This window comes from Streptomyces odontotermitis, from assembly GCF_050510915.1.
GTDB lineage: Bacteria > Actinomycetota > Actinomycetes > Streptomycetales > Streptomycetaceae > Streptomyces.
In genome coordinates this window covers 286,285-299,644 of the sequence record NZ_JBNJLS010000004.1, presented here as the reverse complement: position 1 = coordinate 299,644, position 13,360 = coordinate 286,285, and the positions used below count along the sequence as shown (strand labels likewise).

Below are 13,360 nucleotides of genomic sequence, written 5' to 3'. Positions count from 1 at the left end.
GCTACGGCTCCTCGACCCGCACCAGCCACCCCCGCCCCGGCCGCACCGGCACCGCCTCGCCCGCCGCGAAGCTCCGCTCCGGCTGAAAGCCCTCGATCGCGGGCGCGTGCGCGGCCACCGGGCCCGCCTCCGTGGCGAGCACGACGTCGGTGTCCTCGGCCGCCCAGGACGCGAGCGCCGTCGCGGTGCCGCCCGGCCCCCGCCACGTCGTCGCGAGGACCTCCTCGTGGCCCGTGCGCACGGGCGCGCCCGGCGCCCACCATCCGGTCATCTCGGCCTCGGGGAGCCGGAGTTGGTCGAAGGCCCGCCACAGCGGCCGGACGTCCGTCATCGGCGCCCTCGCCGTCATCCCGAACACCAGGCCCCGCCACGGATTGCCGCCGCCCTCCAGCATCTCGCCCAGCACGCCGAACGGGATGCCGGAGAGCTCGATCAGCCAGTACGCCGGGTCGGAGCCCTCGTAGTCGAAGAGCTCGCCGAGCCAGAGCCGGTCGGTGTACGGGAGGAGTTCGGCGTACAGGTTCGCGCTGGAGGCGAAGCCGTCGGGGGCCCGGTACTGGTTGCAGGAGTGCAGGTCGACCAGCGGGACCCCGTTCCCGGAGCGCTCCAGGGCCTTGCGGACCCGCTTCATCGTCGTCCGGTCGTACGCCACGTCGTCGAGGTAGAGCCCGTCCACGCCGAGCACCCGCCGCAGCCGCTCCACGCCGCACACGTACGCGTTGTGCCAGCGGGACTCCCCGCCGGTCACCACCGCGACGTCCCCGACGTCGGTGGCCACCCAGCCCGGCACGTAGTCGGCGCCCAGGTGTTCGCGCAGCCAGGCGTGGCCGCCGCCGGGGCCCGGCGCGAAGACCTCGTCGCCGAGCGCGGCGAGGGCGGGCAACTCCGGTGTGTTGCGGGTGAGTTCGCGGACCGTGTCGTAGACCTTCACGCGGATGCCGAGCTGGTGCGCCGCGTCCGTGTACGAGCGCAGCGCGTCGGCGCGCAGCAGCGGATCGTTGATGTACGGGTTCGGGGGCGTCGCGTGGTGCAGGTTCACGACGTTGGCGCCGTACGCCGCGATCTCCTCGGGCGCCGCGTACGCGTGGAAGTAGCGCTCGGCGAGCTGGCGCCCCGGCTCGACGGGCTTGAACGGCGTGAGCAGCAGCCGGAATTCGAAACGGCGGCTCTCGCCGGCCCGCAGCCGCAGCGGCCCGCTGTACGCGGTCAGCTCCCGCACCCCGCCCGCCGTGCGCAGGCGCACCCCACCGTCGCCGTCGCCCGCCCAGGAGCGCGGCGTCACCAGGGGCTTCTCGCGGTAGTAGTTGGTGTTCAGGGGCCGGGTGTAGTGCTCGTCGCGCAGGCTCAGCTGGAGCCCGGCGGCCGGGTCGCCGAGCCAGAGGGCGTCCTGGTTGCGGGTGGGGGTGTCCCAGGTCCAGTCGTACGTGTCCGGGCACACGCGGCCGGTGAGGCCGAGCCCCATCGCGTACCGGGCGACCTCCTCGCGCACCGGCACGGTCAGGGTCACGTCGAGCTCGGTGTCGGCGGTGGCCTCGACGGTGGCGCGCACGACGAGGAAACCGTCGGCCTCCAACTCGCCCTCGGTGCGCAGGAGTACGTCCGTGCCGGAGGCGGTCGTCGTCCAGCGCACCCGGGCCGGGCCCGGCCGGTCGAGGCTGGGCTCCGCGTGGTCGAGGGGGCGGCCGAGGCCGAGCGTGACGGGGGCGGCGAGGAGGTCGCGGGCGGGGCCGTCGGCGCGGGTCACGGACGGGGTGAAGGCCGAGGAGATGCGGTGCGGGAGCCCGTCGGGGCCGAGCTCCACGGTGCGCCCGAGCAGGCCGAGACGGCGCCCGTCGACCCGTATCGGCTCGTAGGGAGCCACCACCTCGTCGTCGTGCCCGTACGCCGAGTCGAGCCAGCGCAGGCGCGCGAGGCGTTCCGGGGACCCGGCGCCGTGGTCGGCGACGGCGGTGCGTGCGACGGTCAGGCGCAGCGGCAGGACCCGCTCCCCGGCGCCCTCCGCGCGCACGGCGACCTCTCCCTCGTACAGGCCGGGCCGGGCGCCCTCGGGGACGTCCACGCCGAGCCAGAGGGCCGTCACACCGTCCTCGGGGACGTCGACGCGGCGCGTGAAGGCGCGGCCGCGCGCGTCCACGCCGCCGGTGCTGAGGCAGCGGACGGGGAAGGGCAGACCGCGCGCCTCCACCCGCACGTCCGCGAGCTCGCGCAGGGCGTGCACGCCGACCTGGAAGGCGAAGAACTCGCCGCGCTCCGCCGTCCCGGCGAACGGGGCGAAGGGGGTGGCGCGGGCCCAGCGGGCGGGCAGCGCGCGGTAGCGGCCGAGCGGGTCCGCCCGGTCCGCGCCGAACAGCAGGAACTCCTCGCCCGCGTACGCCTGGTGGAGCTTCTCGCGCTCGGCGGCCGTCGCCGCGAAGCCGAGCGGCGCGAAAGAGTCGACCGCGCTCACCGCCTCGTAGCGGAACGCCTCCGCGCGGGGCAGGTCCGCCCAGCTGTCGGGGCGGTGCACGCCGCAGCGGTGGACCCAGCCGGGGTCGGCGGTGCGGGTCGGGGGCCGGTAGGCGGCCTGCGGGTAGTGCGGCTTGCCGGTGTGCGCGTACGGCAGGTAGTGCACCGCGTAGGCGCCGGGGCCCTCGGTCGGCTCGAAGGCGACGCGGCCGCGCTCGGCCGTCGCCTCGAAGGTCACCGTGTTGTGCACGCGGTGGCCCGACGGCGCGAGGACGAGCACGTCGACGGCGCCGGCGGCCAGATCGGGCTCGCCGTCCTGGCGCCGCCACGGGATGTCGGCCGCGACCGCGGTGGCCGCAGCGGTGACCTCCACGAGGATGCGATGGTTGCCGTAGACGTCCTGGTCCCAGATGCCGAAGCCGCACTCCAGCTCGGGATGGCCCTGCTCACCCATCGTCGCGGTACCCCCAAGGGCGCTGTTTATTAGGTAAGTTGCTCAATCGCTCCGGGGCCACCCTGTGAGCAATTGATCATGCTGTCAAGGGGGGACGCCTTGGATCTCTCGAATCGGACCACGAGCGGCGATCCGTCGCTGCTGCGCCGCCTCAACGCCGCGGCCGCGCTGCGCGTGCTGCGCGAGCGCGACGAGATCACGGTGCCCGAACTGGCCGCGCTCATCGGGGTCTCCCGGCCCACCGCCCAGGACCTCACCGCCCAACTCCTGCGCGAGGGGCGCCTGGTCGAGCTGGCCCCGGGCAGCGGCAGCGTCGGCAGGCCCGCCCGCAGGTTCCGCTTCCGCGCGGAGGCGGGCCACGTCCTCGGCGTCGACATCGGCGCCCACAAGGTCCTGGTGCACCTCGCCGACCTGCTCGGGCGCACGGTGGCCGCCGAACGCGTCGCGGTCACCCCGGACCTGCCCGCGGGCCGCCGCCTCGACGCGGTGCGCCGGGCCCTCGCGGGCTGCCTCGCCCACCCCCGGGCGGCGGGCGTGCGGCCGCTGGCCACCGGCGTCGGCACCAGCGGCATGGTCGACACCCAGGGGCGCGTGGCGGTCAGCGACTCGCTGCCCGAGTGGACCGGCATCGACCTGGCCGCCGAGCTCGCCGACGCCACGACGGGACCCGTACTCGTCGGCAACGACATCCAGTTGGCGACCCTCGCCGAGTGCACCCTGGGCGTCAGCGTCGGCACCCGGGACTGCCTCTACCTGTACGTCGGCAACCGGCTCGGCGTCGGCGTGTGGATCCACGGCGAGCTGCACCGCGGGCACCACGGGGCGGCCGGGGAGATGGTCGCGGGCGACGGCTGGGGGCGGTCCTACGAGCGGCTGCTCGACTGGTTCGCGGGCCACCGCGGCGACGGCGGGCCCACCCGCGAGAACGCCGCCCGCGCGGTCGTCACGGCCGCGGCCCGCGGCGACGGCGGCGCCCGCTACACGCTGCGCGCCTTCGCCGAGTGCCTGGCCGACAGCCTGGCCCGGCACGTCGCGCTCCTGGACCCCCAAGCGGTGGTCCTCGGCGGGGGCATCTCGCGCGCGGGCGCCCTGCTCAGCGAGCCGTTCGCCGCCCGGCTCGGCACGCTCTGCCTGTCGCCGCCGGTGGTGCAAACCTCCGTACTCGGCGAGGAATCGACCGCAATCGGGGCAGCACGGCTCGCACTGGACCACATCGAGAACCTCGTCTAGCCCCGCGTCGGCGCCGTGGCGCGGCGCGCGTCCTGCTCCGCTGCGAAAAGTCCAACTCCTCACCGTGGGCAGATGGTTGACGGACGCCGGTGTCCCTCCCATGATGTGGCTCACTTTAGGCAAGTTGGCTTCCAAATTCCTTCGCGGAGTACGTGTGACCACCCCTGTAACGCAACGCGGGCCCCGGGCCGCCGCGTCGCCTCCGGTGTCCAAGTCCGAGCGTCCGCCTGCCCGCCGACGGCCCCCGCTCCGCGTCCGGCTGCGGAACAACTGGGTGATGTTCGCCCTCATGGCCCCCGGCGTGCTGTTCTTCGCGGTCTTCTTCTACGTCCCGATGCTGGGCAACATCGTCGCCTTCCAGGACTACCAGCCCTTCATCGGCTTCAAGGAGAGCCCGCTGGTCGGCCTCGCCAACTTCCAGGAGCTCTTCGCCGACCCGGCGTTCTGGGAGTCGGTGCGCAACACCCTGGCCTTCGCCGCGCTCCAGCTGATCTTCTTCTTCCCGGCCCCGCTGGCCCTGGCCCTGCTCATCAACAGCCTGGTCAGCACGCGCGTGAAGCGATTCATCCAGAGCGTCGTCTACCTCCCGCACTTCATCTCCTGGGTCCTCGTCGTCGCCCTCTTCCAGCAAGTCCTCGGCGGCGCGGGCCTGTTGAGCAACTTCCTGCGCGACCACGGCATGTCGGCGCTGGACGTGATGACCGACCCCTCCACCTTCCCGCTCCTCATCACCGGCCAGGTGATCTGGAAGGACATCGGCTGGGGCATGATCATTTACCTGGCTGCCCTCGCGAGCGTCGACCAGAGCCTGTACGAGTCCGCGGCCGTGGACGGCGCGGGCCGCTGGCGCCGCATGTGGCACGTGACCCTGCCCGCCGTGCGCGGCGTCACGATCATGCTCCTGGTGCTGCGCCTCGGCGACGTCCTCTCCGTCGGCTTCGAGCAGTTCCTGCTGCAGCGCGACGCGGTCGGCGCCCGCGCCGCGGAGGTCCTCGACACCTACGTCTACTACCACGGCGTCGTCTACGGCGACTGGGGCGTCGGCGCGGCCGCCGGCCTGGTCAAGGGCGTCGTCGGGGCCTTGATGATCTGGGGCGCCAACAAGGTCGCCCACGCCTTCGGAGAGCACGGGGTGTACAGCAAATGAGCAGCTTCGGATTCCCCCTGCGCACCCAGCGCGCCCGCGAGCAGCGCCCCGCCTGGGAAGAGCCCCCGACCCGCGTCGGCTCGGCCGCCAAGGCCGTCGTCCTCACGGTGCTCGTCGCCGTGATGGTCCTCCCCTTCCTGACGGTCCTCTCCACCAGCCTCGCCTCCCGCAAGGAGATCACCGAGGCGGGCGGCTTCGTGCTCTTCCCCACGGACCCGACCCTGGACGCGTACCGCACGATCCTCTCCGGCGGCATCGTCAGCCGGGCGGTCATGGTCAGCGTCGGCATCACGGTCGTCGGCACCGCCCTCTCCCTGTTGACGACGATCGCCCTGGCCTACGCCCTCAGCAAGCGCGGCGTCCCCGGCAGCAAGCCGGTCCTGCTCCTGGTCCTGTTCACGCTGCTGTTCGCGCCCGGCATGGTCCCGATGTACGTGGTCGTCAAGGAGCTCGGACTGCTCGACTCCTACTGGTCGTTGATCCTCCCGGTGCTCATCAACGCCTTCAACCTGGTGGTCCTGCGCGCCTTCTTCATGAACATCCCCGAGGAGCTCTACCAGGCCGCCCGCATCGACGGCGCGGGGGACTGGCGGATCCTCACCCGCATCGTGCTTCCGCTGTCCAAGGGCGTCATCGCGGTCGTCGGCCTCTTCTACGCGGTGACGTACTGGAACGCCTTCTTCAACGCGATGCTCTACCTCAACGACTCCGGCAAGTGGCCCGTCCAACTGGTCCTGCGCACCTATGTGGTGCAGGGCAAGTCCATATCCGGCGACCAGCTGGGCGTGGCCCACATGCCGCCGCAGCAGTCGATCTCCATGGCCGTGGTGATGCTCGCGCTCATCCCGATCCTGCTGCTCTTCCCGTTCCTGCAGAAGTACTTCACCAAGGGCGTACTCACGGGCGCCATCAAGGGCTGAACTCCTTTTCCCCCTCACCCAGTTGCGGAGAATCCCATGCCAGGCATGTCCCGACGCTCCTTCCTCAGCGTGTCCACCGCGGTCGCGGCGGGCGCGGCCGCCACGTCGCTCACGGGGTGCGGCTCGTCGGCCAAGCGCCGGAGCGAGGCCGCCTCGTCGAAGGTGAAGCTGCCCACGTACGTCCCCTTCACCAAGATCCAGCCCGATCTGCCGTCCAACGCCAAGGGCCTGTCGGCAGGCTTCCTGAAGTACCCCGAGAAGCTGGTGCGCGGCGTCCCGAAGACCCCCGGCGACGGCTCCGCGGTCTCGATCCTCACCGAGATCTGGGTCCAGCCGCCGCTGCCCAAGTCCCGCAACGACCACTGGAAGCAGCTCAACAAGGAGACCGGCTTCGACATCACCGCGATCCTCGGCACCGACCCCGGCTACGAGGAGAAGTTCCCGGCGATCGTCGCGGGCGGCGACCTGCCCGACCTGATGTGGATACCGCCGAACCAGGGGCTTCAGCACATCGCCGAGCTCCTGGAGGCCAAGTGCGCGAACATCACGGAGTACGTCTCCGGGGACGCCGTCAAGGACTACCCGAACCTCGCCGCGATGACCCCGGCGCACTGGAAGACCGCGGTCGTCAACGGCAAGATCTGGGGCGCCCCCAGCCCCTACCCGGCGTTCGGGCAGGTCTACGGCGGCAACCCGAAGGTCTGGGAGAAGGCCGACGGCCTCTCCGCCACCAGCCCCGACGAGTTCCTGTCCAAGTGCAAGGAGGTCACGGGCGGCAAGGTGTGGGCCCTTGAACCGATCTACGTGAACGCCGCGAGCGTCCTGAGCCAGTGCTTCGGCGCCCCCAACAAGTGGCGCCTGAACAAGGACGGTTCGCTGACCTTCTGGCAGGAGACCGACGAGTACACCGAGGCCCTGAACTTCGTCATGAAGATGAAGAAGGCGGGCGTCTTCTACCCGGGCGACCCGAAGATGGCCGACGCGTACATCAAGATGGCGCAGGGCTCCATCGGCGCCTGCGTCTACTCCAGCCCGTACGACGCCCGCGTGAAGACCCGCACCAACGACCCGGAGATGGGCGCCGAGGTGCTGATCCCCTTCGCGGCGGGCGGCGCGCAGCCCAAGCACCACATGCACCTCGGCACGATCGGCTACACCGCGATCAAGAAGGGCGACGAGAAGCGCGTCCGCATGCTCCTCGAACTCCTCAACTACCTGGCCTCGCCCTTCGGCACCAAGGAACGCGAGTTCCTCGAATTCGGCACCGAGGGCAAGGACTTCACCTACGACGACCAGGGGTTCCCCGAGCGCACCAAGCAGGGCAAGCAGCAGGTCGAAGGGCTCGACAGCGGCCTGCGCACCGCCACCACCTCGCCCTTCGCGATCCTGGCGTCGTCGTTCCCCGGCACGAAGAGCGTCGACGACGTCCGCACCGTCTACGGCATGGAGAAGAAACTCACCGAGACCGGCATCCAGAACCCCACGGTCGGCCACTACTCGGACGGCTACACCGAGCACTACGGCCGGATGTCGCAGGAGGCGGGAGACCTCGTCAACGACATCGTCAGCGGCCGTAAGAAGATCAGTGAGTGGAAGCCGTTCTGGTCGGAGTGGCGCAACAAGGGCCTGGAGCAGATGGCCCGAGAGTTCCAGGAGTCCATCGAGAAGACCGCGTAGGCCCCCGGCCTAGGACGGCGTGGTGTCCGCCTTCGCCAGCTCCGACTTCCGGTACGAGTACCCGAAGTACACCCCGAGCCCGATCACGAACCACACGGCGAACCGCACCCAGGTCTGCCACTCCAGGAACGTGATGAGCCAGATGGAGAAGACGACCCCGATCGCGGGCACCACCGGCATGCCGGGGCAGCGGAACGTGCGCGCCAGCTCCGGCTGCCGGTAGCGCAGCACGATCACCGCGACGCACACCACCACGAAGGCCAGCAGGATCCCGATGTTGGTGAGTTCGGCCGCCTCGCCGATCGGCAGGAACCCGGCGATGGCGGCCGACGCGACCCCCACGATCCACGTCACGCGCGTCGGCACGTGCCGCGTCTCGTGGGTCTTCGCGAACCACTTGGGCAGCAGCCCGTCACGCGACATGGAGAACCACACGCGCGTGCAGCCCAGCATGAAGGTGAACATCACGGTGAGGATGCCGATGATGGCGCCGACCGCGATGACGTCCGCGAGCCCGCCGAGGCCGACCGACTTGAAGGCGGTGGAGAACCCGCTCTCCGGGTCGACGTCCTTGTAGCTCTGCATGCCGGTGAGGACCAGACAGGCGAGCACGTACAGCACCATCGAGATGGCGAGGGAGTACAGGATCGCCTTCGGCATGTGGCGCTGGGCGTCCTTGGACTCCTCGGCGGCCGTCGACATGGCGTCGTACCCGAACACCGCGAAGAAGACCGTCGCCGCCCCCGTGAAGGCGCCGCTCACCCCGAACGGGAAGAAGGGCTTGTAGTTCCCGGTGTTGATGTGGAAGAAGCCGACCGCGATCACGATCAGCACCACGATGACCTTCAGGACGACGACGATCATCTCGAAGCGCGCCGCGTTCTTGATGCCGAGCGTCAGCAGATACGCGATGAGCAGGCACAGCACCGCCGCGAAGAGGTCGACCTTGTGCCCGTCGCCCGTGCCCGGCGCCCCCATCATCCACTTCGGCAGCTCGGCGCCCATCTCCTCGACGAGGAAGCCGAAGTACCCGGAGATGCCGATCGCGACGACCGCCACGATCGCCGTGTACTCCAGGAGCAGGTCCCAGCCGATGAACCAGCCCGTGAGCTCGCCGAGCACCGCGTACCCGTAGGTGTAGGCGGAGCCGGCCTTCGGGATCATGCCCGCGAACTCGGCGTACGAGAACGCGGCCGCGGCGCTCGCGACGCCCGCGATCAGGAAGGAGATGAGGACCGCGGGCCCCGCCGTCTTGTTCGCCACGGCACCGGCGAGGCTGAAGATCCCCGCGCCGATGATGCCGCCCACCCCGATCGCGGTGAGCTGCCACAGTCCGAGCGTGCGGGTCAGCGCGCCGCCCGACTCCGTCTCTTCGATCTGTTCGATGGGCTTGCGGCGCAGTACGCCCTGCCCCATCTTGAGTCCGGCCATGAGCTCACCTCGTGCAGAGTGGGGGCGGCTGACGGCGGATCATGATGGCCCAGGGGCGCCCCTCACGGAAGACGGCACGCCCCTTGCGCTTACGGAACCACGGTGACGGGCCTACGGAACCACGGTGACGGGCCAGCGCCCCGCCTTCACCAGCCGCACCGCGACCGAGCCGACGATCCGGTGCCCCGCCTGCTCGGAGGCGCCGACCACCACGGCGTCCGCCTTGAGGTCGTCCGCCGCGCTCACCAGGCCGTTGTAGGGGTCCCCGCGGAACGTGTGGAACTCCCAGCGCACATCGAATATCCCCTTCACGCGCTCGGTCGCCGAGCGGATCTCGGCGATCAGCCCCTCGGCGATCTCATCGGTGGTCTCGGCGACGGGGGCGCCGAGCGCGGCGCCCGCGGCCATCACAGGCTGGACATAGACGACGGCGAGCAGCGCCCGCTGCCGTCGGGCCAGGCCCCCGGCATATGCCGCTGCGCGCAGGGAGGAGTCCGAGCCGTCGACGCCGACGACAATCACCTTGGGCCCGTCGGTGCCGCGTTCGAACTGGTGGGAAGGGTCATCCGTCACGGGGAGAGGCTATCGAACCGCTCTCGACGGGCGGCGCGGGCCAGGTCTTCTTAGAGTCGTCACCATGAGTGCCAGCGTGGAAGAGCCATCAGCCGCGCCGCCCGGGAAAGGAGCGCCGAAGGACGCCCCGGGCACCGGAAAGGCCGAGGGCCCGGCCGCCCCCGGCCGCGGGCACGGCCCGCTGAGCCGCGTCCCAGAAGGCTTCGCCGCCTTCTTCGGCACCCTCGGCCTGTTCTGCGCGATCCTCGCCGTCATCCCACCGCTGCGCCGTCTGCTGCGCCCCGTCGTGGACGCGCTCGAACTGGTCACGGTGCCGGTCAGCGCCAACCTCGCGTACGCGGTGTTCCTCTTCCTGCTCGCCGCCGCCACCGCGTCCCGCAAGAAGGTCGCCTGGTGGCTGGTGGTCTGGTACACCTGCCTGCTGATCCTCTTCGACGTCCTCGGCATCTTCCTGGGCTACTGGTGGGACTCGGTGCCCTCCCTGGTCGTCGCCACGGGCGCCCTCACCCTGCTGATCCTGGCCCGCAAGGAGTTCTACGCCGACACCCGGCGCGGCGCCGTCCTGCGCGGCCTCGGCGTGCTCGCCGCGAGCCTCGGCGTGGCGATCCTCGCCGGCTGGGGCCTCGTCGAGCTGTTCCCCGGCACGCTGCCGCGCGGCGAACGCCTGCTGTGGGCCGCCAACCGCGTCCTCGGCGGACTCCTGCACGGCCGCGACTACTTCGACGGCAGCCCGCCCCGCCCCCTGTACTTCTGGCTCGGCGTCTTCGGCGCGCTCGCCCTCCTCAACTCCGTCGCCACCCTCTTCCGCTCCCAGCGCATGGAAGCCGCCCTGCACGGCGACGAGGAACCCCGCATCCGCGCGCTCCTCAACGTGTACGGGGCCCAGGACTCGCTCGGCTACTTCGCCACCCGGCGCGACAAGGCCGTCGTCTTCTCGCCCAGCGGCAAGGCCGCCGTCACCTACCGCGTCGAGGCCGGGGTCTGCCTGGCCAGCGGCGACCCTGTCGGCGACCGCGAGGCATGGCCGCACGCCATCGGCGCCTGGCTCGACGTGGCCCGCCGCTACGCGTGGGCGCCCGCCGTGATGGGCGCCTCCGAGGACGGCGCCACCGCCTTCGCGCGCGCCGGGCTCGGGGCGCTCCAGCTCGGCGACGAGGCGATCCTGCACGTCGCGGACTTCGACCTCGACGGCCGCGACATGCGCGTCACCCGCCAGGCCGTCAACCGCGTGGCCCGCAGCGGGGCCACCGCCCGCATCCGCCGCCACTCCACCCTCACCGACGAGGAGATGGAGGAGATCATCGACAAGGCGGACGCCTGGCGGGACACCGAGACCGAGCGCGGCTTCTCCATGGCCCTGGACCGCCTCGGCGACCCGGAGGACGGCGACTGCCTCCTCGTCGAGGCCCTCGACGCCGACGGCAAGCTCCTCGCGCTGCTCTCCCTCGTCCCCTGGGGCAAGGACGGCATCTCCCTCGACCTGATGCGCCGCGACCGCACCGCGCCCAACGGCGTGATGGAGTTCATGGTCAGCGAACTGTGCGCGGGGGCGGGCAAGTTCGGGGTGCGCCGGATCTCCCTGAACTTCGCCGTGTTCCGCTCCGTCTTCGAGGAGGGCGCCCGCATCGGTGCCGGGCCGATCCTCCGGCTGTGGCGCAAGCTGCTCCTGTTCTTCTCCAAGTGGTGGCAGCTCGAAGCCCTCTACCGCTCCAACGCCAAGTACCACCCCGAGTGGTACCCGCGCTTCATCTGCTACGGCGACAGCGGCTCCCTCGCCCGCATCAGCCTGGCCTCGGGCATCGCCGAGGGCTTCGTGTCCGTGCCGTCCCTGCGCACCCTGTGGGGCAAGGGCCACCGCACCAAGGGCGTCACCCAGCCCGCCACCACCGAGGGCCTCCCCTCCCTCGCGGCCCTCGGCCTCACCGGCCAGGGCGAGGACGCCGGACAGGACGCCGCCTCCCGCCTCCCCGACCAGGTCCGCATCCGCCACCGCAAGCTCGACCGGCTGCGCTCCGACGGCGTCGACCCCTACCCGGTGGGCCTCGCCCCGCGCACCCACTCCCTGGCCGACCTGACCCCCGCCCTGACGGGGGAGCAGGTCACGGTCGCGGGCCGCGTCATGCTCGTACGCGACTTCGGCGGCGTCGTCTTCGCGGTCCTGCGCGACTGGTCCGGCGACCGCCAACTCGCCCTCACCCGCGACCGGTCGGGCACCGAGACCCTCGACCGCTTCACCGCGGACACCGACATCGGCGACCACATCACCGCCACCGGCACCGTCGGCACCAGCGACAAGGGCGAGCTCACCGTCTTCGCCACCGACTGGCGGCTCACCGGCAAGTGCCTGCGCCCGCTGCCCGACAAGCGGCGCGGCCTCGCCGACCCCGAGGCCAAGGTCCGCCGCCGCTACCTCGACCTGGTCGCGAGCCCCGAGGCCCGCGACGTCGTCCGGGCCCGCTCCACCGCCGTCCAGGCACTGCGCCAGGGCCTCCTCGACCGCGGCTACCTCGAGGTCGAGACCCCGATGCTGCAGCAGATCCACGGCGGCGCCAACGCCCGCCCCTTCACCACCCACATCAACGCCTACGACCTCGACCTCTACCTCCGCATCGCCCCCGAGCTCTACCTCAAGCGGCTCTGCGTCGGCGGCATGGAGAAGGTCTTCGAGATGGGCCGCACCTTCCGCAACGAGGGCGTGAGCTACAAGCACAACCCCGAGTTCACGATGCTGGAGGCGTACCAGGCGTTCGCCGACTACGACGTGATGCTCGACCTCACCCGCGAACTCATCCAGGGCGCCGCCACCGCCGCCTTCGGCTCCCCGGTCGCCCGCAAGGCCGACGCCGACGGCAGACTCACCGAACACGACATCTCCGGGCCCTGGCCGGTCAAGACGGTCTACGGCGCGATCTCCGAGGCGCTCGGCGAGGAGATCGACGCCGACACCCCGCTGCCCGCCCTGCACCGCCTCTGCGACCGCGCCGACGTCCCGTACTCCCCGGACGACGGCCGCGGCGACGTCGTCCTGGAGATGTACGAGCGCCTCGTCGAGGAGAAGACCGAGCTCCCCACCTTCTACAAGGACTTCCCCACCGACGTCTCCCCGCTCACCCGCCAGCACCGCGTGGACCCGCGCCTGGCCGAGCGCTGGGACCTCGTCGCCTTCGGCACCGAACTCGGCACCGCCTACAGCGAGTTGACCGATCCCGTCGAGCAGCGCCGCCGCCTCACCGCCCAGTCGCTGCTCGCCGCCGGGGGAGACCCCGAGGCCATGGAGCTCGACGAGGACTTCCTCGACGCGCTGGAGTACGCCATGCCGCCCACCGGCGGCCTCGGCATCGGCGTCGACCGGCTCGTCATGTTCCTCACCGGCCTGACGATCCGCGAGACCCTCCCCTTCCCCCTCGTCCGCCGCCGCTGACCGCCCTCCTTCCCCCCTTCCTGGCTGGTCCCATCGGGTGCTTTCGCGGGCGCCCCCGGTGT

The 13,360-nt window shown here is 71.4% G+C and carries 8 protein-coding genes; 5 read left to right on the top strand and 3 right to left on the bottom strand.

Features of this window, described 5'->3' with window-relative positions; genetic code table 11:
- Position 1: 1 nt before the first annotated feature.
- Positions 2-2,899, bottom strand: a complete 2,898-nt coding sequence (locus ACQB60_RS14755; protein WP_496926406.1) for a glycoside hydrolase domain-containing protein — start codon at positions 2,897-2,899, stop codon at positions 2-4.
- 99 nt (positions 2,900-2,998) lie between these two features.
- On the opposite strand from ACQB60_RS14755, the gene ACQB60_RS14750 reads away from it, so the two are divergent.
- The 4 genes from ACQB60_RS14750 (at position 2,999) to ACQB60_RS14735 (ending at position 7,873) form a co-directional block, all read left to right on the top strand.
- Complete coding sequence (locus ACQB60_RS14750) at positions 2,999-4,129, top strand: ROK family protein (RefSeq protein WP_496926405.1); 1,131 nt, start codon at positions 2,999-3,001, stop codon at positions 4,127-4,129.
- A gap of 277 nt (positions 4,130-4,406) precedes the next feature.
- Positions 4,407-5,276, top strand: a complete 870-nt coding sequence (locus tag ACQB60_RS14745) for an ABC transporter permease (RefSeq protein ID WP_496926636.1) — start codon at positions 4,407-4,409, stop codon at positions 5,274-5,276.
- The gene (locus ACQB60_RS14740; RefSeq protein ID WP_496926404.1) at positions 5,273-6,196 is read left to right on the top strand and encodes a carbohydrate ABC transporter permease; all 924 of its coding nucleotides are present in this window, start codon (positions 5,273-5,275) and stop codon (positions 6,194-6,196) included. The genes ACQB60_RS14745 and ACQB60_RS14740 overlap by 4 nt, the downstream gene beginning before the upstream one ends.
- A gap of 45 nt (positions 6,197-6,241) precedes the next feature.
- Positions 6,242-7,873 carry an extracellular solute-binding protein gene (locus ACQB60_RS14735; protein ID WP_496926403.1) on the top strand — a complete coding sequence of 544 codons (1,632 nt, stop codon included), beginning with the start codon at positions 6,242-6,244 and terminating at the stop codon, positions 7,871-7,873.
- Between the two features lie 9 nt (positions 7,874-7,882).
- Here the strand turns inward: ACQB60_RS14735 and ACQB60_RS14730 are convergent, their stop codons facing one another.
- Positions 7,883-9,304 (bottom strand): amino acid permease, encoded by a 1,422-nt coding sequence (locus ACQB60_RS14730; protein ID WP_496926402.1) that lies wholly within the window; start codon positions 9,302-9,304, stop codon positions 7,883-7,885.
- A 111-nt stretch (positions 9,305-9,415) separates the two neighbouring features.
- Positions 9,416-9,877: a universal stress protein gene (locus tag ACQB60_RS14725; RefSeq protein ID WP_496926401.1), complete on the bottom strand. Its 462-nt coding sequence runs from the start codon at positions 9,875-9,877 to the stop codon at positions 9,416-9,418.
- A gap of 64 nt (positions 9,878-9,941) precedes the next feature.
- On the opposite strand from ACQB60_RS14725, the gene lysX reads away from it, so the two are divergent.
- Positions 9,942-13,298 (top strand): bifunctional lysylphosphatidylglycerol synthetase/lysine--tRNA ligase LysX, encoded by a 3,357-nt coding sequence (lysX, locus tag ACQB60_RS14720; protein ID WP_496926400.1) that lies wholly within the window; start codon positions 9,942-9,944, stop codon positions 13,296-13,298.
- Positions 13,299-13,360 lie beyond the last annotated feature (62 nt).

What these genes read in the sequence shown, in the direction of transcription:
- ACQB60_RS14755 (WP_496926406.1), bottom strand. Translation starts at nt 2,899, where the DNA reads ATGGGTGAGCAGGGCCATCCCGAGCTGGAGTGCGGCTTCGGCATCTGG.
- ACQB60_RS14745 (WP_496926636.1), top strand. Translation starts at nt 4,407, where the DNA reads ATGTTCGCCCTCATGGCCCCCGGCGTGCTGTTCTTCGCGGTCTTCTTC.
- ACQB60_RS14740 (WP_496926404.1), top strand. Translation starts at nt 5,273, where the DNA reads ATGAGCAGCTTCGGATTCCCCCTGCGCACCCAGCGCGCCCGCGAGCAG.
- ACQB60_RS14735 (WP_496926403.1), top strand. Translation starts at nt 6,242, where the DNA reads ATGTCCCGACGCTCCTTCCTCAGCGTGTCCACCGCGGTCGCGGCGGGC.
- ACQB60_RS14730 (WP_496926402.1), bottom strand. Translation starts at nt 9,304, where the DNA reads ATGGCCGGACTCAAGATGGGGCAGGGCGTACTGCGCCGCAAGCCCATC.
- lysX (WP_496926400.1), top strand. Translation starts at nt 9,942, where the DNA reads ATGAGTGCCAGCGTGGAAGAGCCATCAGCCGCGCCGCCCGGGAAAGGA.